Origin of the sequence: Brevibacillus sp. NPDC058079 (assembly GCF_042885155.1) — a bacterium.
GTDB lineage: Bacteria > Bacillota > Bacilli > Brevibacillales > Brevibacillaceae > Brevibacillus.
Map to the genome: position 1 here is coordinate 1 of NZ_JBHVSO010000004.1, position 20,480 is coordinate 20,480.

Annotated in this window: 24 protein-coding genes; 13 read left to right on the forward strand and 11 right to left on the reverse strand. The window is 46.1% G+C overall.

The genetic code is table 11. The annotated features are described in order from the left end of the window. Positions 1 to 582 precede the first annotated feature (582 nt). From ACFVS2_RS13155 to ACFVS2_RS13205, 11 genes are all read left to right on the forward strand, one after another. The gene (locus tag ACFVS2_RS13155; RefSeq protein WP_390234542.1) at positions 583 to 1,416 is read left to right on the forward strand and encodes a hypothetical protein; all 834 of its coding nucleotides are present in this window, start codon (positions 583 to 585) and stop codon (positions 1,414 to 1,416) included. A gap of 99 nt (positions 1,417 to 1,515) precedes the next feature. After that, positions 1,516 to 1,719 carry a hypothetical protein gene (locus tag ACFVS2_RS13160; RefSeq protein ID WP_007729712.1) on the forward strand — a complete coding sequence of 68 codons (204 nt, stop codon included), beginning with the start codon at positions 1,516 to 1,518 and terminating at the stop codon, positions 1,717 to 1,719. Between the two features lie 131 nt (positions 1,720 to 1,850). Beyond that, positions 1,851 to 2,216, forward strand: a complete 366-nt coding sequence (locus ACFVS2_RS13165; protein WP_173620489.1) for an HsmA family protein — start codon at positions 1,851 to 1,853, stop codon at positions 2,214 to 2,216. A gap of 262 nt (positions 2,217 to 2,478) precedes the next feature. Continuing rightward, on the forward strand, positions 2,479 to 3,156 hold the full coding sequence (locus ACFVS2_RS13170; protein WP_390234545.1) for a hypothetical protein: 678 nt from the start codon (positions 2,479 to 2,481) through the stop codon (positions 3,154 to 3,156). A gap of 139 nt (positions 3,157 to 3,295) precedes the next feature. Further along, a complete protein-coding gene (locus tag ACFVS2_RS13175) occupies positions 3,296 to 3,652 on the forward strand; it encodes a group I truncated hemoglobin (RefSeq protein WP_173620491.1) in 357 nt (118 codons plus the stop codon). A 186-nt stretch (positions 3,653 to 3,838) separates the two neighbouring features. Beyond that, positions 3,839 to 4,018 (forward strand): hypothetical protein, encoded by a 180-nt coding sequence (locus tag ACFVS2_RS13180; protein ID WP_390234548.1) that lies wholly within the window; start codon positions 3,839 to 3,841, stop codon positions 4,016 to 4,018. 26 nt (positions 4,019 to 4,044) lie between these two features. Next, the gene (locus ACFVS2_RS13185) at positions 4,045 to 4,515 is read left to right on the forward strand and encodes a GNAT family N-acetyltransferase (protein ID WP_390235464.1); all 471 of its coding nucleotides are present in this window, start codon (positions 4,045 to 4,047) and stop codon (positions 4,513 to 4,515) included. 71 nt (positions 4,516 to 4,586) lie between these two features. Further along, a complete protein-coding gene (locus ACFVS2_RS13190; protein ID WP_390234550.1) occupies positions 4,587 to 4,874 on the forward strand; it encodes a hypothetical protein in 288 nt (95 codons plus the stop codon). Positions 4,875 to 4,976: 102 nt separating this feature from the next. Continuing rightward, on the forward strand, positions 4,977 to 5,540 hold the full coding sequence (gene lepB, locus ACFVS2_RS13195; RefSeq protein WP_390234552.1) for a signal peptidase I: 564 nt from the start codon (positions 4,977 to 4,979) through the stop codon (positions 5,538 to 5,540). A 189-nt stretch (positions 5,541 to 5,729) separates the two neighbouring features. Continuing rightward, complete coding sequence (locus ACFVS2_RS13200) at positions 5,730 to 5,984, forward strand: hypothetical protein (RefSeq protein WP_390234554.1); 255 nt, start codon at positions 5,730 to 5,732, stop codon at positions 5,982 to 5,984. A 168-nt stretch (positions 5,985 to 6,152) separates the two neighbouring features. Beyond that, positions 6,153 to 6,491, forward strand: coding sequence for a YmaF family protein (locus tag ACFVS2_RS13205; protein WP_015892832.1), 339 nt, complete (start codon positions 6,153 to 6,155; stop codon positions 6,489 to 6,491). Between the two features lie 44 nt (positions 6,492 to 6,535). On the opposite strand, the gene cydC is transcribed toward ACFVS2_RS13205, so the two are convergent. The 10 genes from cydC to ACFVS2_RS13255 all read right to left on the reverse strand — a co-directional run bounded on the left by cydC (position 6,536) and on the right by ACFVS2_RS13255 (position 18,941). After that, a complete protein-coding gene (cydC, locus tag ACFVS2_RS13210) occupies positions 6,536 to 8,293 on the reverse strand; it encodes a thiol reductant ABC exporter subunit CydC (protein ID WP_390234557.1) in 1,758 nt (585 codons plus the stop codon). After that, positions 8,290 to 10,035: a thiol reductant ABC exporter subunit CydD gene (cydD, locus tag ACFVS2_RS13215; RefSeq protein WP_390234559.1), complete on the reverse strand. Its 1,746-nt coding sequence runs from the start codon at positions 10,033 to 10,035 to the stop codon at positions 8,290 to 8,292. The genes cydC and cydD overlap by 4 nt, the downstream gene beginning before the upstream one ends. Continuing rightward, complete coding sequence (cydB, locus tag ACFVS2_RS13220; protein ID WP_173620497.1) at positions 10,035 to 11,048, reverse strand: cytochrome d ubiquinol oxidase subunit II; 1,014 nt, start codon at positions 11,046 to 11,048, stop codon at positions 10,035 to 10,037. Before cydB ends, cydD begins: the two co-directional genes overlap by 1 nt. Beyond that, entirely contained in the window at positions 11,038 to 12,453 is a 1,416-nt protein-coding gene (locus tag ACFVS2_RS13225; protein WP_007729684.1) for a cytochrome ubiquinol oxidase subunit I, read from the reverse strand. Before ACFVS2_RS13225 ends, cydB begins: the two co-directional genes overlap by 11 nt. Positions 12,454 to 12,964: 511 nt before the next feature. Next, the gene (locus tag ACFVS2_RS13230; RefSeq protein WP_173620499.1) at positions 12,965 to 13,714 is read right to left on the reverse strand and encodes a hypothetical protein; all 750 of its coding nucleotides are present in this window, start codon (positions 13,712 to 13,714) and stop codon (positions 12,965 to 12,967) included. Then, complete coding sequence (locus ACFVS2_RS13235) at positions 13,704 to 14,288, reverse strand: sigma-70 family RNA polymerase sigma factor (protein ID WP_173620500.1); 585 nt, start codon at positions 14,286 to 14,288, stop codon at positions 13,704 to 13,706. Before ACFVS2_RS13235 ends, ACFVS2_RS13230 begins: the two co-directional genes overlap by 11 nt. A 221-nt stretch (positions 14,289 to 14,509) precedes the next feature. Then, positions 14,510 to 15,376: a pentapeptide repeat-containing protein gene (locus ACFVS2_RS13240; protein ID WP_390234563.1), complete on the reverse strand. Its 867-nt coding sequence runs from the start codon at positions 15,374 to 15,376 to the stop codon at positions 14,510 to 14,512. Between the two features lie 62 nt (positions 15,377 to 15,438). Beyond that, on the reverse strand, positions 15,439 to 17,175 hold the full coding sequence (gene spoIIP / locus ACFVS2_RS13245) for a stage II sporulation protein P (protein WP_390234566.1): 1,737 nt from the start codon (positions 17,173 to 17,175) through the stop codon (positions 15,439 to 15,441). A gap of 232 nt (positions 17,176 to 17,407) precedes the next feature. Then, entirely contained in the window at positions 17,408 to 18,352 is a 945-nt protein-coding gene (locus ACFVS2_RS13250; RefSeq protein WP_390234568.1) for a GNAT family N-acetyltransferase, read from the reverse strand. 379 nt (positions 18,353 to 18,731) lie between these two features. Continuing rightward, the gene (locus ACFVS2_RS13255) at positions 18,732 to 18,941 is read right to left on the reverse strand and encodes a hypothetical protein (RefSeq protein WP_056491323.1); all 210 of its coding nucleotides are present in this window, start codon (positions 18,939 to 18,941) and stop codon (positions 18,732 to 18,734) included. Positions 18,942 to 19,108: 167 nt separating this feature from the next. Between ACFVS2_RS13255 and ACFVS2_RS13260 the strand changes: the two genes are divergently transcribed. Beyond that, a complete protein-coding gene (locus ACFVS2_RS13260; protein ID WP_007729671.1) occupies positions 19,109 to 19,642 on the forward strand; it encodes an acyl-CoA thioesterase in 534 nt (177 codons plus the stop codon). 74 nt (positions 19,643 to 19,716) lie between these two features. Here ACFVS2_RS13260 and ACFVS2_RS13265 read toward each other — a convergent pair whose 3' ends face one another. Next, positions 19,717 to 20,214 (reverse strand): GNAT family N-acetyltransferase, encoded by a 498-nt coding sequence (locus ACFVS2_RS13265; protein ID WP_390234570.1) that lies wholly within the window; start codon positions 20,212 to 20,214, stop codon positions 19,717 to 19,719. A 39-nt stretch (positions 20,215 to 20,253) separates the two neighbouring features. Here ACFVS2_RS13265 and ACFVS2_RS13270 point away from each other — a divergent pair, with 39 nt between their 5' ends. Then, positions 20,254 to 20,436 (forward strand): hypothetical protein, encoded by a 183-nt coding sequence (locus ACFVS2_RS13270; protein WP_390234572.1) that lies wholly within the window; start codon positions 20,254 to 20,256, stop codon positions 20,434 to 20,436. Positions 20,437 to 20,480: the final 44 nt, after the last annotated feature.

Here is a 20,480-nt window from a genome sequence, read left to right on the forward strand (position 1 = left end):
GAAATACCACCGTCCAAAGCTATATTAATAATCATATTATACTATATTAACGCGGTAATTTATAAAAGTAATCCGAACTAAAAAAAGGTTGCCGATACTTTCTCGACAACCTGGGAAAAACCCTTATCTATTTATAAGGGTTTTTCTTTTTGTAAAAAATTAGGTGATGTGTAAAAGAATGGTCCCTCCGTGGTATGATTTACATATAATCCCATTCACTTTAGGAGGGATGCTCTTTTGGATATTTCCCTTTACATATTTGTTGCCTTCGCTTTGGCTCAACTTGCGAATAGAATCTACACATACAGTCTCACTCAGTACAACTTGGATAGTTTTGGAATATCCATTTTTGGCATGATCATGAGTTTTCAAATCAGAGAAGTATTTGTATATAACGCTGTTGTGATTTTATTCACGGTTTTGGCCATGACTTTCCTATGGGGCTATTTTCAAAGCCGCAAATATACGTAATCGATACGGGTACATGTCGATTTGAATCGGTATCGTGTTCCTCCTTTATGGTAACGATAAATTTTAGCTGATTGATAATAGGAGGAGATTCACACGACTGAGAAACATCGCATGTCCGTTAATGGCCTGCCTCCGAATGCGCATATTTCATTTCGTGAAAATGTGACGCAACCCGAACTACGTCAGGCCGCTGAGCGTTCTATTGCCACACTCATAACAAGCTTCGAAAAGAAAGTTGAACAAACGCTTGTCACTGATACATCGAAGGCGAAAGTACAGACAAGCGTCAATGCACAAGATGATCGATCTAGCCTACAGTCTATAGACCTGAACATTCCTGATACTGCCCACATTCGGACGTTGGCTATTGTCCCCCCTTTTGATTTCACATGGAGCTGGTTTCTCCCAGATGGAAGTCCTCCCACTTTCCAGAACCTCAATAACGAAACAGGTGAAGTCGGTTTAATCTCCAGATCAGGAGCTGTATCAGGAGTAGGTGGAATGGGTGCCCCAGGCTTCATAGCGGCACATGCGGGTTTTGGCATAATGCTCTCCACAGATCGCGAAGTGACCGCAACAGGATACGCCGCTCGACGTTTTGTGCCCAAGTGGCACCTGTCTAGCATTGAATCTACGGATAGTGTTATGGTTGAGGCAGGCACAGAGTTGACCGTACTGAAGGACGGGCAACTGGTCAACAGTGCGAGTGGGAAGCTGTTCAGCGAAAGTGTACATGGAAACGGTGGCGGTCGCTACGAATCATCCGGTTACGTTGATGTGACCAATCCACCAAGCATCAGCTTCGCAATGTCTCCCGGGCACCAGTACACCTTTAACGTTGGCATTTGGGTAGTCTCGAATAAATCGGGTAGCCAAAACGCTTTTGCGGAATCATGGTTAAGTGGAGCAGTGCTCTCGATGAGCGTCGTACGACCCTTATTGTAAATAAGGGTTTTTTCCTTTTCCAATTGGAAATCAAGTTCGTAATCGTTGGTGTGATTCTACTCCTTCTGCTACGTTTTAGTGCGGAAGGAGGTGATTACTATGACCAAGCATCTGTATTTCTATGCAAGTTTCGAAGATGCAGCGCGACTCAATCTGGAGTTGATTCAACTCGGCTACAGGAATTATTATCTGGAGCCACATGAACACCTGGTTGCTTTTGTTTTTGAACCAGTGACCGAAGTGAGTCAAGCGATCTTGAGACACTTGTTTCATGCAGATGGTCCATCGCACCTAGACAACTAGCTTTGCAGTACTGGTGCTCCTCATTTGAGGGGCATCTGTACCCCCATCTACACTGTCGTTCATCTTATGTTCATGTTCAACGATTACACTTACAAGCGTAGTCAAAAGAAATGAACAGGAGATGATCTTACGTGTTAGCAGCAGCCGTGATTTTTATAAATCTTGCTCTCATTGCCTATACGATTGGGGTATGGGGCGAAAAACGTTCAGGAAGGCTAAAGTCGAAACACCTTATCTTTTTTGGTTTGGGTTTAGTATTCGACACTATCGGAACAACGTTTATGAAATTGCTCGCAGACGGTTCCAGCTTAAATTTGCATGGCATTACCGGGTTGATCGCTTTGATCTTGATGTTTTTCCATACAGTGTGGGCCTGTGTTGTTCTATGGAAAAAGAATGAACATCAAATCAAGCAGTTCCATAAATTTAGCCTAATCGTATGGATTTTATGGCTTGTACCTTATTCTATTGGTGTGGCTTTAAGCTTTATGAAATAGGAATACTCTTCATTTCGCTCCGCACGCGAACAATCTACCCTTCCCTCAACCCTCTCAACTGATGAGAGGGTCATTTGCTTTTCTCACGGCTGTTCAACATATCGTCAACTTTGCCTACCATTCGACAATATCTCCTAAAGTAATCAGAACGATAATCGTATAAAATGTAATAAATTAGTATTTTTAGAAATATACAGCACTTAACTGCGACTCGATGATCGTTTTCTAAACAACATTCATCATTTCAGAAAGGTTGATGCTCATGTTTAAAAAAGCGCTTCTTATCCTGTCATTAAGTTCAGTCGTCGTAGTACCCTCTCTAGCCACACAAGTCCAAGGGGCAGCTCTCCCTACACAGGAAAAGGCAACCCCCTACGCTTCCAATAAAACAATCAGAAACGCCACGTATGGTGAAGAAATCTGGGTGTCGCTTACCTCACCTATTCCAGCCGGATGGGTTATCGTTAGAACTTTAGGAACGCAGAACCTGATCAGGAATGTGAACGGTGCTTCTTATGGCACGGAGGTAGAGGTGCTGCTCGCTTCGCCTATCCCAAAAGGATGGGTCATGGTTCGAGCTTTTCGAGGATCGAATGTAATCAAGAATATGAACGGTGCTTCTTATGGCACGGAGGTAGAGGTGATGCTTGCCTCGCCTATTCCAGTCGGATGGGTCATGGTTCGAGCCTTTGGAGGATCGAATGTAATCAGAAATGTTGATGGTGCTTCGTACGGCACGGAGGTAGAAGTGATGCTCGCTTCGCCTATCCCAAAAGGATGGATCATGGTTCGAACCTATGGAGGATCGAATGTGATCAGAAATGTCAATGGTGCTCCTAACGGAACACAGATTGAGGTACTGCAAGCCTCGCCTGTTCCTGAAGGATGGATCATTATCAGTTCAGGTGGAAATTCGAAAGTGATCAGGAAAATTGGCTAAAACAAAGCGCACATGGCATGCATCTAGTCCGCAGGCTGACGTCGAAATGCAATCGGCATCAGCTTGGGGGCTTTTCTTTAATAAATTTCCATCAATGGTGGAATATATAAGGGAAGCAAACGTCCTAAGGAGGCCAATAATGAGCACGTTTTACGAGAAATATGGTGGGGAAGATACAGTCGCAAAAGTAGTGGACTACTTTTATGATTTAGTTTTAGCTGATGACACCGTGAACCACTTTTTCAAAAACACCGATATGGAAAAACAGCGTAAACACCAAACAAAGTTCATCAGCTATGCCCTCGGTGGTCCGAATCAATACACTGGACAGTCCATGGCAAAGGTTCACGAAGGGATGAATCTGCAACCCATTCATTTTGATGCCATCGTTAGGCATTTGCGTGATGCCCTGACTCACTTTGGTGTCAGCGAAGGGGATATTGCCGATGCTCTGAGCAAAGTAGAGTCACTACGGGATGATATTTTGTATAAATAACCGAGTATCAAAACGCCTGATGTAATGGCTCAGGGAAAAGTGGATACGTTCCTCTCAGTGGCCCTTCGTTTTCGATTGGCCATTTTTAGTGTGTTCATACACATTTTGTAAAATTCTTAGCAACTCTATTTACTTCATTACGTATATGATAGGAGCAATATTTGAACAATGGAGGAAGTTTCGAAAATGGAAGATCAATATTTTGTTGGTTGGGGTACATTGGCCCTCATCAACGCTGGGCTAGCTCAAGGAAAAAATCGTAGCGGTCTTAACTGGTTTTTTCTCTCTTTATTCCTCGGTCCTATCGCAACTCTAATCATTGTAGTCTGGGAAAAATTGCCTGATCAGAAAGACTTGTCACAGTGAGGTATGTTGATAAGGAGGCACGCATGATGCAAATCCGAAATGTACAAGAGCAAGACTACTTCAAAGTTATTACGGTCCTCAACGATTGGTGGGGTGGGCGACAAATGTCTGATATGTTACCCAAGCTGTTTTTTGTCCATTTCCAGTCGACGAGCTTTATTGTTGAAGAGAATGGAGAAGTCATCGCGTTCCTCATCGGCTTCTTGTCCCAAACGTTCCCTGGGGAAGCTTACATTCACTTCGTTGGGGTACATCCAGACAAGCGAAAGGATGGATGGGGCCGCGAATTATACCACCATTTCTTTCAAACCGTAAAACAAAAAGGATGCGATACGATTCGATGCATTACCTCTCCTGTTAATAAAGGCTCAATCTCCTTCCACATGAAGCTAGGTTTTGCGGTTGAAAAAGGAGATCAAATGGTGGATGGAATCGATGTGACTTCTAATTATGATGGAAAAGGAAACGACCGGGTTTCGTTTGTTAAAAAGATTTAATCTTATTGAAACGTTTTGTCCTTTTAAACGTAAATACAGTTAAATTATCCCAAAAACAACAGGTGGTTCTCATGCTTAAAGCACTTGGTTTTGGCGCTGCTTTGCAGTTTCTCTGTATGATTATAGCAATAACGACTGGGAACATCGATCAAGCTGGCAATTATGCGGAGTACCTTGCATTTGGTCTCATTGCACTGGCTGGATTAATGGTTTATAACGCCCTTAGCGCCCCCTCAGCCTATTACAAAGAACATGAAGTGCAAGATTATAAAAGCAGATGGAAATGGACCTTTTATTTTCTGCTCGCCTCTGTTCCCAGCGGCATTTTTGCTGTCATCTTTTTCAGCTTTTTTGCTTAATTCCTTTTGCTTCACAAGCCTCTCTATTCATTTACGTAACCAAGAAGCACCATTTCACGTACTAATCAATAGCCACACCAAAGTAATCTTTCACGTGGAAGGATGCGGTCTGATTTGAAAAATGTAAAAACAATATGGGGCTGGACGAAAACGTTGGGCATCTCCCTTTCACTCGCGATGTTAGTTAACATATTTGTCCTCCAACCGTTTAAGGTGAATGGACAATCGATGGAGCCTACTTTGCAAAACGCCGAACGCATCTATGTGTCGAAATTGTCCCACACATTCTCTTATCTCCCTGAGTACAACGATATTGTCGTGGTCGACAGCCGTGTAGACCGGGATCGTACGTTAAAAGACGACATCCTTGAAAATCCTCTGCTCATGCTCGCCATGGGGAAAAGCGATGCTAAAACATTCTGGGTAAAACGAGTCATTGGCAAACCCGGTGATACTTTGGAGTTTAAGAACGAGAGCCTGTATCGGAATGGACAGCCGTTAAACGAGCCGTACATAAAAGAAAAGATGGTCGACGTACCTGATACCAAGATCGTCATACCGGAAAACCATGTGTTTGTGATGGGAGATAATCGTAACAATAGCGATGATAGTAGAGTCATTGGCGTAATTCCACTCGATCATATCATGGGGAAAAAACTGTTTTAATCAGACGAGAGTCCTTTCCACTGAGGAAGGCTCTTTTTCTTTTTGTTTCCTTTTTTCATCCGTAACCTCGTTATCAGTCCAATCGCAATAACCTCACGAGTTTTAAAAATACTAAAAAAAGTTAATGCAAATAAAAATAGTAACCAGAAATATCTAAGGAAATTTCATGTTTCAATCGAGGGGACTACCATGATAACAAGAACATTCATACCAGACACAATCCATGCTCATCCGGGTCCAGTAACCGTACCTCCACAAGCAGAAGTCAAAATCCAAATCGATATAAAAGATCCAAGCTTGGAGATAAAAGAAGTTTTCTACACCACAGTCACTGGCAAAAAGTCTGTTTCCATTACCGATAAGGTTATCGTTTCTAGCATCAGTGGGATATCTGGGTTTTTAATGCGCATACCAAGGATGCCGCAATTATTGATAACATTGTAGCTACTTATGCCCAACTATTTGTGTAGCTTTTGTACATCCTGATTATCGCGCCTTCATATTGCTGGCGTTTTGCTTTGTCAGGTAATTTACATCTAGACGAATGTCCGTTTCGAAACGCCTGATAAACGCATTTATTAGTGATAAATGCATGCAAAGGGGCGTTTCTTGATGAGCTCTCAGCACTCTCACTCATTACGCTTTATTCGATTTGCCGATCGGCCTGGGCATTTTCATGGCTATGACACACTGACAAGCATTTCGGATCGTCATCGTCACCGAATACGTGGCAGAACGTCACCCCCAGAAGGAATGAGAGATCGGCACGTCCATTACTACGAAGGTACGACTACGTTTAATGATGGACATGTGCATCACTACAGGGGATGGACGGGGCCGCCTATTCCACTGCCGGACGGAAGTCATTACCATGAGTTTTCAGGTCAAACCACTTATGATGACGGACACACTCATTACTACCGGGGTGTAACCAGTGAGGCCCTATCTTAAGCGAAAAAGGCTGTCCCTCTCCGGAACAGCCTCTCTACCGCTTCTTAATTTTCCAACACTGACGCCAACGGACAATCTAATGTATACAGGTTGCGATACCTTGGATTGTCCTGATATAACTGCTCATGTGTCCCTCGCATCGAGATGACCCCCTGCTCCATAAAAATGACCTCGTCCATTTGCTCTACACCGCTCAAATGGTGAGTCACCCAAATCAATGTCTTCCCTTGCAAGACACGGAAGATCGTTGTCATCAGATCGCGTTCAGTCAATGGATCCAATCCTACCGTCGGTTCATCAAGGAGAACAATCGGCTTGTTTTGCAGCAAAATCCGTGCAAGAGCTATGCGCTGCCTTTCTCCGCCAGAGAAGCGCAGACCGGTTTCCTGCATCCGTGTTTGATAACCGTCCGGAAGGGATTCAATCAGCTGATCTAGACCGACTTGAGCTGTCACAGCACGCACTTCTTCATCGGACGCATCGGGTCGACCGAGCCTGATGTTATTGGCTACGGTTGTGTCAAACAAATACGGCTGCTGATTCAACACGGAAAACAAACAAGCAGAAGCCTCTTCTGACTGGACAGGCTGCCCATTTACTGTCACCTGACCTGCCTCCGGCTGTATGGCACCTCGAATCAAGTTCAGTATTGTCGATTTACCCGCTCCGCTGCGACCGAGCAACGCGATTTTACCACCTTGAGGCACCTCAAAAGACACATCCTGCACACTCCAACTGCTAGCTTGTGGGTAGCGAAAATGAACATGATCGAGCTTCAAGCTACCTCCAGCTTGATCTGCCACCTTTTCCTTCTTCGCTTCCCCAATGGATAGACGACTGCCCTCGATCTCACGAAGCCGCCTCAGAGACTCCTTGTATTCTGGCATTCGCACAACAGCGTCAGAAATACGGGCAAACGCATCCATCAACGGAAATGCGACCAGCCCAATCGCAGCAATCAACGTAGCAGGAATCTGATTGGCAGCGGCAAGTCCACCCGCCCAGATAACCAGTAAAACAATGGCTCCACCGATTGCACACTGCGCCATCCACTGGACTCGCCATTCTCCGCGTCGAATAGAGTTTTCGATCTGGGCAGCTGTCTTTTGCCGTCTTGTAAACAACTGAAGGAACTGCTTTGTACGACCACTGAGAATCCAGTCACTCATGCCAAAAACTGCATCAGTCAGCTCCCGATATGCTGCCTGTCTCTCCTGCTTGAACCGACGACTCTTGGCAATGGATGACCACAAAACTACTGCGGGTGCAACAAACAGTAGAAAACCACAGTACAACGCCATCAGCAGTGCGAACATTCCGTCCATTCTTCCCAGTGCCACAATACCTGCCCCGTAGAGGATGACCGCCGAGACGGCTGGCAGCACAAAGCGCAGATAGACATTCTGTAGTTGCTCGATGTCATCTGCTAGTACACCAAGTAGATCTCCCGTACGAAAACGAGTACGAAGGAGCTGATCTTGCGGCTCGATGGCCTGGTACAAACGCACACGCATACGCGATAACACACGCAAAGCTGCATCGTGTCCAACCAAACGCTCCAGGTACTGAATGACTGCTTTGCTAAAGCCAAAAGCCCGGACAAGTACGATGGGAACATAGACCATTAAGACGTTTTCGGGCTTGAGTGCGGAGCGAGAAATCAGATAGCCGGACGTATAAAGCAAAGCACTCGCACATGCCACTGCCAAGGTTCCCAGCAAAGCCGCTGTGGCAAACTGCCAGAAAAACTGGCGAAAGTATGGAAGAAACCACCCCTGATTGCCTTCTCGCGCTTCCTTCATCCTTTCTCCCCCTTGGCACCAGCTGTCAACAACCGATAAAATACGCTTTTTTGTGCAACGAGCTGTTCATAGGTACCCGCTTCTACCAGTCGTCCTTGGTCGATTACCCAAATCCAATCCATGTCTCGCATCCAATGCAAACGATGTGTGGCCAAAAATACGCGCCTGTCCCCCAATACCGACAACATGGTCTGTTTGAGCTCCCATTCCGTTTCAATATCTAAGTGAGCGGTCGGCTCGTCGAGCAAAATCACTGGTCGGTTGCCAAGCAGCGCACGTCCCAATGCAACCCGCTGCGCCTGTCCGCCGCTTAACGTACGACCCCCTTCGCCAATGATTTCGTCACAGCCATTTGGCAAGCTGTCCACCAGCTCTCCCAGACCAACATCACGAATCACCTGCTCCACCTGTTCCTGCTTCGCTTCCGGCTCATAGAAGCGAATGTTATCCGCCAACGATTGATTGAATAAATACGGATGCTGTGGAATGTAAGCGATTTGCCGCTGCCACTCCTGCTTCGCATCCCCCGTAATGGGTTGCCCATCTACTTGTATCATGCCAGCGTCGGGATCAGAAAAGCCGCCTAGCACTCCGAGGAGGGTTGATTTTCCAGCCCCGCTCGCCCCTACAATGCCCACTCTTCTCATGTTGCTGCCCAATTCCGCAGATACCTCACCCAGTACCTGTCTGCCATCCTCACCGACGACACGAATATCGGACAAAGTAATCATTCCATCCAATACACCTGTCAGAGACCTCTGGCTATCTGTTGCTTGTGGTTCTGCCTTATGTTCATCCGGAGCGCCACTATCGATAATCGTACGAATAGTCCCCAACGCTTCCTTACCATCCAATGAGGCGTGGTAGTCCGATCCCAGCATCCGTACTGGCAAAAAGTATTCTGGTGCAAGAATCAGGATGACCAATGCCGTTTCAAACCCAAAGTTTCCTTCAATCAGCCGCAACCCAAGACCAACCGCCACAAACGCAACCGACAGCATGCTGAAGAAGTCGAGTGCCAAAGAAGACAAGAAGGCCACGCGCAAAGTGCGCATCGTAGCAGATCGATATTGATCGCTCACTCTACCGACGGTCTCCCCATGGTCTTTGCTACGTCCCAAAAACCGGAGGGTCGCAAGCCCGCGAAGCGAATCGGTGAAATGATGGGATAGCATTCGATACGAGCGCCATTGTTTGTCTGCTTGTTTACGCGCCGCCAGACCGAGTACGATAAAAAAACCAATGAGGACAGGCATCGTTACCGTCAGGATCAGTCCAGAAATCACATCTTGCATGTAGACAAATGCCAGAAGCGGAAACGTAACAAAAACCATATCCAGCGTACGCGGAACAGACAACTCCAGGTAGGTACGTACACGATCTACACCTTCCAGGACAAGCGTAACAAGCTTTCCGCTTCCTTCACTGGCGGCAAAACGTGGACCACGCTCGAACAATCGAGATAGAACTCGCTCTTGCAAAGACTCACTAGAGGCTTCAGCAAAACGGCCAGCGACTTTCTTTTGCAGCCAAACGATGCTATGACGAGCGGCTATCATGACCAAAAACAGTGCAAGCGGCTGATACGCCATCTGAAGCGCTTGACCTTCAAACAAGATCGCGATCGACTTCGCCAAAAGCAGTGCCTGACCGATAATCGCCGCACTTTGTAGGAGGGAAAGACCGGCTAGCAGCAGCATAACCGGTCGGATTCCTTGTAAGCGGAACAATTCCTTGTCCATTAGTACTCCAAATGATCCTTTTCAGTGACTCGCTTGTGGAAAACGAAGTAGCTCCAAGCCTGATAGGCTAGTACAAACGGTAAAAGCACTGCTGCAACAATGGTCATTGCTTTTAACGTGTATGGACTCGAAGCTGCATTATAAAGGGTCAAATCAAACGCGCTATCAATCGTGCTGACCATCACCCGTGGGAACAAACCGATAAACATCGAGACGAACGTCAACAGGATCATCGCACCTGTCATCCCGAAAGCCCATCCTTCCCTACCTTGTCTCAAGAAGTGACGAGCCAGTACAAAAGCCACAACACCTAAGAGTACGGCTGCTGTCAACAAAACACCCTGACGCTCAAACAGATCGGTTACCATGAATGTCCACCCTACAAGCACCGCCATGAGAACCGCTTGCATCGGCAACAGCTTTGCCGCCAGTACACGTGATTTTTCACGTAGCTCGCCTACAGTGCGCAATGATATGAAGTTCAGACCGTGCAGCAAGCATAGTCCTGTAACTGTCACTCCTGCCCACAAAGAGTAACCATTCACAATGTCAGAGAAGCCAGCAGTCATTTCCATATTCTGATCAATCGGCACACCCTTCACCAGACTGGCAAACACCATTCCGAACAACATCGGCGGTGCAAAGCTTCCAATCAGAATGGCTGCGTCCCACGTCTTTTTCCAAGCCTCGCCTTTCCCTTTGCCTCTAAATTCAAATGCTACCCCGCGTCCAATCAACGCAAGCAGAATCAGCGTAAGCACGAGATAATACCCGCTAAACATCGTGGAATACCACTCCGGAAACGCTGCAAACATCGCACCAGCGGCTGTAATCAGCCACACTTCATTGGCATCCCAGAACGGGCCAATCGTATTGATCAGAACCCGGGTTTGCAAATCATTCCGTGATAGCAGGCGCGTCGCCATGCCGACACCAAAGTCGAAGCCTTCGAGAAAGAAAAATCCGGTAAACAGAACGGCAATGAGTAGGAACCACAGTTCATTAAGCTCCATAACGTTCACTCCTTACACGGTCAAATGGATCCTGAAGCTGTAAATCCTCTACTTCCTCATGACTATCCATATCCGGTCCTTTTTTGGCCACACGAGCAAATAGATAAGCCAAGAGACATAGCAGGATGAGATAAATCGTCGTGAAGGCGATGAGAGAGAACCATACCTCTCCTGTGCTAATGCTTGGCGAAACCGAATCTTCAACACGCAGTAGCCCGAATACCGTCCACGGCTGACGACCTACCTCCGTCATGATCCATCCAGCTGAGTTTGCGATGAATGGCAACGAAATACCCGCAACCATCAACTGCATAAATCGCTTGTTTGGCTGTTCCAGCTTTTTGCGTAAAGCGAGGTAAGCCCCGTACAAAGCCAGCAAAATCATTGCACTACCGCCCGCTACCATGATGCGGAAGCTCCAGAAGGTCGTCCGAACTGGTGGAATGTAGTTTCCAGGACCGTAGGTTTTCTCATACTCTGCCTGCAATTCCAACATGCCCGGTACAGAACCTGAAAGCGAGTTGTACGTCAGAACGCTAAGCAAGTAAGGAATTTTTATTTCAAAGCCGTTTTCTTGTTTTTCTGGATCAATCGTTGCAAAAACTGTCCAAGGAGCTGGGTCTGAGCTTGTTTCCCAGAGACCTTCACTCGCTGCCATTTTCATCGGTTGGGTAGCAACCAAATACTGTGCCTGACCATGGCCGAATTGAGCAATAGCAAGCGAGGAAATCAATGCTACCACGATCGCAATTTTGAAAGATTGTACAAAGAATGTAACGTCTTGTTTTTTCAACAGCTTCCAAGCACTGATACCTGCTACCAAGAAGGCACCTGTCGCAAATGCCGCAAATACAGTATGCGGGAATTCATATAGTAATTGTCCATTGGTAAGGAGAGCAAAGAAATCTACCATCTCTGCACGTCCGTTATTGATAGCGAAGCCGACTGGCTGCTGCATGAACGAGTTGGCTGCCAAAATCCAAAGAGCCGAAAGAATCGTTCCGATGGATACGAGCCAAATACATGCGAGATGCACACCTTTGGACAAACGATCCCAACCAAACACCCAAAGTCCAATAAAAGTCGATTCGAGGAAGAATGCTAAGAGGGCCTCAATCGCTAGCGGTGTCCCAAATACATCACCGACGAATCGTGAGAAATCAGACCAGTTCATCCCAAATTGGAACTCCTGCATAATCCCTGTCACGATCCCGACAGCAAAATTTATGAGCAAAAAGGTTCCCCAAAACTTGGCCATTTTTTTGTACAAGTCATTCTTTTTTACCACATACATCGTTTCCATAATGGCTACTAATAATGACAGCCCGATGGAAATCGGCACAAAAACAAAGTGAAAGATAGTTGTTATCGCAAATTGAAGTCGTCCCAAATCCACTATATCCATGTACAAGATCCCTTTCTATTCGCGCTTTGGCCTTTATGTACCGGAATTATACCAGTGGGGAAACCAGCATATATGGCGACTTTGTGAAAAAAATCACAAATATATGTGAAAAAATTCACAATTGATTCTCTCTCTTGTAACCCCCTTTTCGCATTCATCTTCGTGAGAGAGTTCTTTGTTTTGTTTTACCCTGTATATTTCCGGTCATGTATAATTGTAGCAGGACTTTTGACCCTAGAGGGTGTCCGATTCGTTACATGATTTTTAACACTCTGTGACTGTTTAGGATTATCCTATCATTTGGGGTAGACTTATGCTTCTTTACTTATTTCACTTCAAATGTAATCTATTCATTCATATTGAAAATTATAGACGATTATGGCCGTAAAAAAAATGGACCCTTTTACGGGCCCATCTTTCCCCTATTCAGTCAACAAAGCCCCAGGCAGGACCGACCTCGAAAAGCAATCGAAGTCGGTCCTGCCTGGGTACGTGGTGAAGTAACAACCGCTTATTTTTTGGCGGATTTCGTTGACAAGGAATCGATGATGTTGCCGATAGTCGCAGCATCAAAGCTCTTCTCTGCCATCTGGTACAACTCGTACGTGAATCCTTCATGCTCCCAAATCACGATTCCGTTGGCGAAATGTACCTTTTTCCCGCCAATGGTTTCGATCTTGACACCCTCTGTCGTGCTGATGCCGTTTTCGCCACCGTTTGAAATCAACAAGGAAATAAACTCTTTCTCTTTTTTATACTGAACTTCTACCATACGCTCGCCTTGAACGACCGTGTTTACATAGGAATAATGCTCTGACAACCATGTCGGTGCGGGAAAGTCCATTTTGCTAGCTGCGCGTGCTTCTTCCACTGTCATCTGAGGAGGGGCCTTGCGTTCTATAGGTATCTCGATTTCTTGGGTATTGGACTGTGTAGCAGGCAGCTCTTTATCATATTGGGTAATTTCCATGTTCCCGACCTGAAAGCGTGCCAAGATCGTCTGAAGCATTCCTTGGGCAAACGACGTAGTTGAGAATGCACCTAAAAGGCAAACAACAGCAACAGCACTAACTGTGGCAGCTTTCCATTTATTCATTTTCATATAGATCCCGTCCTTTTCATGTAGTTGTATGTTTCCTGATTCCAATTTGAATTTCAGCCGATTGTATATGTTGACTTTTGGAGTGGCGTCATCTAATTCCAGATCAGTAAGCAAGTCGGTGAGTTCACGAAAATCGTCTAGATCATGCTTACTCTTCATAACGGAAGCCTCCTTTTTGCAATTCCATCTGCAGCTTTTTCAAGCATCTGTAGAGCACGACGCCAATATTTGAACCACTGACACCAAGAAGTTCTGCGATTTCTGCGTTTTTAAGACCAGCCGCATATTTCATGGCGATGATATTGCGTTCCTTGTCACTCAGCTTCGCCAGTGCTTGAAATAAGGCTTGATGATTGTCGTCGCGGATCACGATATCCTCCGGTGACGACTTCGGCAAGACCAGATTCAGAATCGAATCCAATGAAAAGCTGATTCTTTTTTTCTGTGAGCGGAAGTAATCTGCCACTGCGTTTCGGGCGATCGCAAACAGCCAGACTTCAAAGTTTGATTTATCCGGTGAAAAGCTGCTATATTTTGAAATCACCATTTCAAACACATGGCTACATATTTCTTCTGCTGCGTAGTGATTGTTGATCCGATAGCAAATATATTTATAGACGCGCTTATAGTACGCACCATAAATTTCGGCAAACGTTTCGGTCGACATGTTTTCTGCGTGTCTAGCGTTTTCTTCGTTTTGGCAGATGCCTGTGTTTACTTGGGCAATCTCCAACTACTTCCCCTCCCTTCTTGTTATCATGAACAAATTGCGCAATTTGTCTGGTTTGTGGGCCTCACGATAGTTAATACGGAAAAAGTAGAATTGTATTAACAACCATTTTTAAAGAGCAGAGGAATTAACATGTGGCGCGTAAAAATGCAGCTGGTCTTGGAGGTAAACAAATGACTGAAAAAAAGCAGGTTGTCAACGAATGACATCCTGCTTTTTTTCAGTCATTTAGCCCAGTGCAGTGGACGCGTGAACGAAGGTGGTAGCTTGGTGGTTGCATCGCCCTTCGCCGCGTTGAGCTGAACCTGCGTGAGAAACAACGTCTCCGTCAAATTCGCTCCGCTCACATCTGTATCGCGAAAATCTGCACCAATGAGGTCAGCTCCCCGCAAATCTGCTCCTCTCAAATCAGCAGCAATCAAATAAGCTCCGCGCAATTGAGCTCCTCGTAAATCAGCACCTTTGAGCTTGGCACCGATGAGATCAGCGCCTCGTCCATAGGCTTTTCCTTGCTTGCCCCCTTTGTACTTGGCAACCGCGTCCTTACGTACCAATTCACTTGTCTGCAACAATAGTTCGTTCACTTTTGCTCGATGAAGAGTGATGTCCAGCTTCAGGATGTCCTCAGGACTGTGATCCGTCAGGCGCTGTGTCTCCTCCAACGCTTCCTTCAATGCAGGATGGAGGGACTGGGCAGCTTGCTTGGTTAACGCCTCCGTTATATACCAGAGCAGCTCATGAAGCTGCCACATGATCGGAAATACTTCGTACATTTGCTTCGCTGTTCCAGGTACTGCACGCCAATCTTGGCCGCCATAAGTGACTTGAGACACCTTTTGACCAGCTCCAAAACAATCGTAGACAGTACAACCGCGAAAGCCTATCCCTCTCAGCTTTGTGTGAACACCACATCGGAAGTCTGCCTGTAAGTTACTACAGGGCTTTCCTGCGTCTTTATTGATGGCAAAGTCAGAGGAAGCAGCAAAAGGCAATGCCACACAGCACAAGCCAAAGCAGCTTTCACAGTCACCTTGAAGATGACGGCGACTTTTATCGTCAGTTGATTGTATGTGTTCTTGATGTGTAGCCATAAATGATCCTCCTGGAAAAAAACACGATTCTCTCGCGTGTGGCGAAAAGAATCGTGCTACTTTTAATTGAAGGCGATTTGAGATTCGATCAGGTAATTCCCAAAGACATCGGCAAAGGCTTCTGCTGTATTATAGCCTTCTTCCAAGGTGTTGTTCGTACCACCGAATTCCAAAAGCAGGGCTCCCTCGGAAATGGACTGATTGTACACCCCGTTCCCTTGATTTGAACCTTTCAGGATAATCCCCCGCGACAAACCGGGATAAGAGGCTTCCAGACGGGCGTGCAGCTCTTCCGCCAGCTTTTTGTTCGCCAGATGGTTCGGATTCGCTGTTCCGATTACAAACAGCATCCGGGAATAGGTTTTGCCATTGATCGTGATCGCTACCTTGCTGCGTGGCTCATCACTGTCCCGATGAATATCGAAAATGTACTGCAAGTGCGGACTGGTTGCAGCCGCTGCCGCTACCGCCTTGTACGACTCGGAATAAGACATCGAGTAGGCTTTATTTTGTTCCCTCAATCTCTGAGCGAAATCGTCCTGGCTCGCCATTGCCGAAATGCCTCTTGTTTGCAACAGCTCGCCCAGCCTTTTCCCAACAAGCGTGATGTTGATCTCAGGATCATCTACCGAGCTTCCTTGTTGGTTCCGTGCAACATTTCGCCAAGACTCACGATTATGGGTGTGATAGATATACACTTTCTCGTTTCCAATCATCCCACTGTTGTACTCGTACGTTGCTCCTGTCGGTGGCAGAGTACCAGCTGGTTGAATCTTCTCTACGATCCACCCCGCGATGTAGGCGGTCGAATTGTCTGCCAGCCTGATGAGGTACCAGTCTCCTACTGTTTGCACAACCGGGAATACTTGTCCGGGTTGAACAGTTCCGATTATATCATGATCGGTTGTGGGACCGTTGCGGATGTTAGAATCAGGATTTTTGACGCGAATCTGTAGTTCTTGATTAGAGGGAGGCGTTGTTGGCAAAGTTGCTGGTGCCCCCGGTGTTGAACCAAGCAGTGGCGGAGCTGTCCCAGTCTGTTCCATTGGTTTGAAGATATAGGCATAGGTCCCGTTAAAGTTAATGGTGTACCAACCATTTGCATATCCGTAATGATTGATTGTCATCCCGCCATGGATTTCACCAATGACGGTACCAAGAATATCTGGCTGTGCATAAACTTCATAGCCTTCGGTTAATACGATTGTCCCTTGCCCGAATTCACTCCCTGTATTGGATGGGAGTACAGGAGGGGGCGGGGGCGGTGCTGGAATTGTTGTCGGGTCTGGGATTTGTGCTGGTACCTGGGCTGGTTTTGGTGCGGGTGCCGTTGTCTCCATCAAGAAACTAGCTTTCACCCAGCCGTTCTTTTGATCAGACAGCTTAATTTGTGCCCATTCCCCTTGCTTTCTCATTTGCAAAAACACACCGTTTTTGTCGATGATCTGCAAAATTTGTGCAGTGGCATTTGGTTCTGCCCGAACATTCAGCATGTCCACATTACTTTTGACATATTTGATCTGTGGAACTTCTATCATCTTCACATACTTATTATTGACCCATCCGGTATTGCCGTTCGGCAGCTTTACCTGAGTCCAATCTTTTTGCTGCTTGGTGATTGGCAACCGCGTCGCTTTTTTGAGTGTTGCGACGATCTGGGTAGTCGTACCTGGCTCGCTTCGAATATTTAACTGATCGACCGCCACGTCTACATGGGTGGCCGCTCGCGCAATGGACAGAGGCATCAGCAAAATCAAGAAGAAAACAGCTAGCAAGCTGACATTTACTCGTAAAAGCAAGTTCCTCGTTCCCCTCTGTTTTTTCGTATTTTTGGAAAATCCAGCTAATAGAAAGAACTTCTCGATTCGTCCGCATATTCCTTCATGTTTTGACATCTTTTGCTCTCAAAACAGCAATATCGTCACGATCATTCTATCTCCTGAAAATAGTGACGTATTTGCTAGAAAAAAGTTACAGAAAAAAGGATGAAGCGAAAAGCTTCACCCTTTTTCTTTCGACTCTATTTCCTTCCTACCATTTCGCTGCCCAAGCTTCTATCTCCACTTTGAGCGAAGGGACTGCCAATGCTGGTACATAAGACATGGTCATTGCTGGCGGTGTCCCCCCGTGGAACTTCTCCCACACCTGATTAAAATGCTTCCAATCCATTTCCTCGGTTGCCCAAATATTGATTTTGATGATATGGTCCGCAGTTACTGACTCACTTTCAAAATTGCGCAGTATGTTCTGTAGCGTGTTTTCTACTTGTTCTTTCATATCTGTCGGCAACTCTCCGTGAAGGTCCATTCCTACTTGCCCAGAAAGCACGAGCAAATCGGCTCCTTTTGGAACGACCGTCAGATGTGTATAGGGTCCCATAGGCGGAGCAACTGTACTAGGATTTTTGCGCTGAACCTTGGGCTTCACTTGATCGGTTTGTTCTTCTTTCACAATCGCCAGTGTTTGATGATCTTCCCACCGACCATTGATTTTCACGTTTTTCTTGGCAATCCCTTCCTTGTGAAAACCAGCTTTTAGCAGCACCTTGATCGAGCCTATATTATGCGGCATCACGCCTGCTTCCAAACGGTGAAGACCTAATGTCTCGAAGGCATAGTCAACGACGAGCTTTACGGCTTCGGTCATGTAGCCTTTTCCATTATGCTCTTTGTCCAGGAAGTAGCCGATCCAGCAGCTTTGCAGATTCTCTCTTACGACCTCTGAAAGGATGACTTCCCCAATGATTTCATCCTGTCCTTTTTTCGCAATGACAAAGACGTACCCTCTATCTTCTTCTTTTAAAGCCATCGAGCTCTTGATCCTGTCGATTTGTCCTTCCAGCGTGTAAAACGCCTCTTCTCTCGTCCCTGTGAAGTTTTGAAAGAAGTCTCTGTTTCTCACTTCAAGCGCCAAGAGGCTCTGTGCATCTGATTCCTGTACCAGTCTTACGCAAATGTTCTCTCCGTTTCCTTGCATACAATCCATCTCCCTTTTTCGAAATAAAAAAACACCACAGGAAATCCTGCGGTGCTCAAAAAAGAAAACCACAGGAAGCGACCTGTGGCGTTTTTCCACTGTATCCTGATGAGTCCCACTACATCAAAGGATGGTCGCTATATCCGTTTTTGGACATACTTCTCCCGTGATTTAGCCAGATCAAAGAAAACAGCGGTGGAGTATCCAATTCCTTTTGGCAAAGACATTAATGATCTTTTTTTCATGTGGACACCCTCCTTTCCGCTGTTTTTACGTGCATACGATTTCGATATAGAGACGGTCGTAGCAACAACCGTTACATTATTATCCATAGACTACTCCACAAGTATAGCGGCAAATGACATACGTGGCAACAGCATTAGTGTCTCTTTTTGCCGTTTCGCCAAAGCATAAACACATTCGCAATGGAGGTCAGTACAAGTAGACCCAACAGGATGTTTGTGACAATCAATGTGTTCGTCAAATGCTGAATGGGTGCATGAATAACGGATAAAACGCTCATCAGCTTGTTCGGAATATCATTAATCGAGGCAATAAGATTATTGAAATATTGCACATAGTCCCCCAAACCGAAAAACCTCCTCTCGCATACCTTATCCCGTCCATTGCCTTTGATAAAATTCGCCGTCTTACTCCACCGAAGAGGAATAGATCCATTTTTTTGTGGAACAATGAAAAGGAGAGAAGATTGTCATCATTCATAATCCGATTGCAAGAAAGAAGGGAGCTACCTTTATGACGATTCAACGTTTTGTTCGGGAGTCGCGCACGTTCAAAGCAAGCCATGTGCTGCCCCCGGATACGAACAATCACAATACGCTGTTCGGCGGCAGGCTGATGGCGCATATCGACGATGTTGCTGCGATCTCTGCCATGAAGCATGCCCGTGGGCCAGTCGTGACAGCCTCCACAGATTCCGTCGACTTTTTGCAGCCGATCCGGGTGGACAATGAGGTTGCGCTAGAAGCCTTCGTCACATGGACGCATAACACGTCAATGGAGGTTTTTGTCAAAATTGTTGCGGAGGATTTGCTAACGGGCGTTCGATGCGTCTGTGCCACATCATTTCTCTCGTTTGTAGCGATTGGCGAGGATGGGCGGCCTACCCCTGTGCCCAAGATCGTGCCGGAGACGGAAGAGGAAGTATTCCTGCACAATGGTGCTGACGAGCGAGCAGCGGCACGTAAAATACGTCGCAAGGATAACAAGCATCTCGCGGATATGCTCGGAACGAGACGTCCCTGGGAGCCGTTATTGAACACCCCGTAACGCCAAAAAGTCCCCTTACCTTTTACAGGCTGGGGACTTTTTGCTGTAGCTTCATACCTTCAGCCAGCAGCTTTTTAGACAACGCACAAGCGATAGTGGAGAAAGTCATCCGGTGTTTCCGACTCCATGTCATAGTGCTCGAATCCATTTTTCAACAACACTTTTTGCGAGGAGATGTTATCCGGTGTTGTTTTCGCACAGATCATTCTGACATTCAAGTGGGGAACATGCCCCTCTAAAAAGACCTTCAGTGCCTGCGAAGCTACGCCTTTACCAGCGGTATCTTCCCCGACTCGATAGCCGAGATGTCCGATTCCTTCGTCTTTCTCGATGTCTACCAAATTCATTCTTCCCAAGATGTCACCTTGGCTGTTTTTGATGAGGCCAAAAAACGAGATTCCTTGCTCCTGCTCGTCGAGCAAGGCTTGCAGACCTCGTAAAAAATGGTCATATTGGTAGTAAGCGTCTCCCCGACTGGGAACCGATTTTTCAAAAAAGGCGCGATTGCGCACTTCAAATTGAAATAGGCTGGCTGCATCTTGTATGCTTAATTTTTCGATAGTAATCATCATGAGTACGTATCCTTTCTTGAATCGAGGTGGAATTTTCATATGACTGTTGCTTATCTAGAGGAAGGTACCTTTATCGCCTTTATTGCCTTTACGATATTTTTCTTTGTCGCTTACAAGCTCGATCAGATTTCGTTTGTTTCGTTCATTGTCTCCTTGGCGGTCTCGGCTTGCGTTCACGCTGCCTTCTTTGTGTTAATTGTAAAATATTGGCCATTTTTTTAATAGCACAAAAAAAGGCGCAGGATGAACATCCGCGCCTGTACGTT

What these genes read in the sequence shown, in the direction of transcription:
- ACFVS2_RS13155 (WP_390234542.1), top strand. Translation starts at nt 583, where the DNA reads ATGTCCGTTAATGGCCTGCCTCCGAATGCGCATATTTCATTTCGTGAA.
- ACFVS2_RS13160 (WP_007729712.1), top strand. Translation starts at nt 1,516, where the DNA reads ATGACCAAGCATCTGTATTTCTATGCAAGTTTCGAAGATGCAGCGCGA.
- ACFVS2_RS13170 (WP_390234545.1), top strand. Translation starts at nt 2,479, where the DNA reads ATGTTTAAAAAAGCGCTTCTTATCCTGTCATTAAGTTCAGTCGTCGTA.
- ACFVS2_RS13175 (WP_173620491.1), top strand. Translation starts at nt 3,296, where the DNA reads ATGAGCACGTTTTACGAGAAATATGGTGGGGAAGATACAGTCGCAAAA.
- ACFVS2_RS13180 (WP_390234548.1), top strand. Translation starts at nt 3,839, where the DNA reads ATGGAAGATCAATATTTTGTTGGTTGGGGTACATTGGCCCTCATCAAC.
- ACFVS2_RS13185 (WP_390235464.1), top strand. Translation starts at nt 4,045, where the DNA reads ATGCAAATCCGAAATGTACAAGAGCAAGACTACTTCAAAGTTATTACG.
- ACFVS2_RS13190 (WP_390234550.1), top strand. Translation starts at nt 4,587, where the DNA reads ATGCTTAAAGCACTTGGTTTTGGCGCTGCTTTGCAGTTTCTCTGTATG.
- lepB (WP_390234552.1), top strand. Translation starts at nt 4,977, where the DNA reads ATGCGGTCTGATTTGAAAAATGTAAAAACAATATGGGGCTGGACGAAA.
- ACFVS2_RS13200 (WP_390234554.1), top strand. Translation starts at nt 5,730, where the DNA reads ATGATAACAAGAACATTCATACCAGACACAATCCATGCTCATCCGGGT.
- ACFVS2_RS13205 (WP_015892832.1), top strand. Translation starts at nt 6,153, where the DNA reads ATGAGCTCTCAGCACTCTCACTCATTACGCTTTATTCGATTTGCCGAT.
- cydC (WP_390234557.1), bottom strand. Translation starts at nt 8,293, where the DNA reads ATGAAGGAAGCGCGAGAAGGCAATCAGGGGTGGTTTCTTCCATACTTT.
- cydD (WP_390234559.1), bottom strand. Translation starts at nt 10,035, where the DNA reads ATGGACAAGGAATTGTTCCGCTTACAAGGAATCCGACCGGTTATGCTG.
- cydB (WP_173620497.1), bottom strand. Translation starts at nt 11,048, where the DNA reads ATGGAGCTTAATGAACTGTGGTTCCTACTCATTGCCGTTCTGTTTACC.
- ACFVS2_RS13225 (WP_007729684.1), bottom strand. Translation starts at nt 12,453, where the DNA reads ATGGATATAGTGGATTTGGGACGACTTCAATTTGCGATAACAACTATC.
- ACFVS2_RS13230 (WP_173620499.1), bottom strand. Translation starts at nt 13,714, where the DNA reads ATGAAGAGTAAGCATGATCTAGACGATTTTCGTGAACTCACCGACTTG.
- ACFVS2_RS13240 (WP_390234563.1), bottom strand. Translation starts at nt 15,376, where the DNA reads ATGGCTACACATCAAGAACACATACAATCAACTGACGATAAAAGTCGC.
- ACFVS2_RS13250 (WP_390234568.1), bottom strand. Translation starts at nt 18,352, where the DNA reads ATGCAAGGAAACGGAGAGAACATTTGCGTAAGACTGGTACAGGAATCA.
- ACFVS2_RS13260 (WP_007729671.1), top strand. Translation starts at nt 19,109, where the DNA reads ATGACGATTCAACGTTTTGTTCGGGAGTCGCGCACGTTCAAAGCAAGC.
- ACFVS2_RS13265 (WP_390234570.1), bottom strand. Translation starts at nt 20,214, where the DNA reads ATGATGATTACTATCGAAAAATTAAGCATACAAGATGCAGCCAGCCTA.
- ACFVS2_RS13270 (WP_390234572.1), top strand. Translation starts at nt 20,254, where the DNA reads ATGACTGTTGCTTATCTAGAGGAAGGTACCTTTATCGCCTTTATTGCC.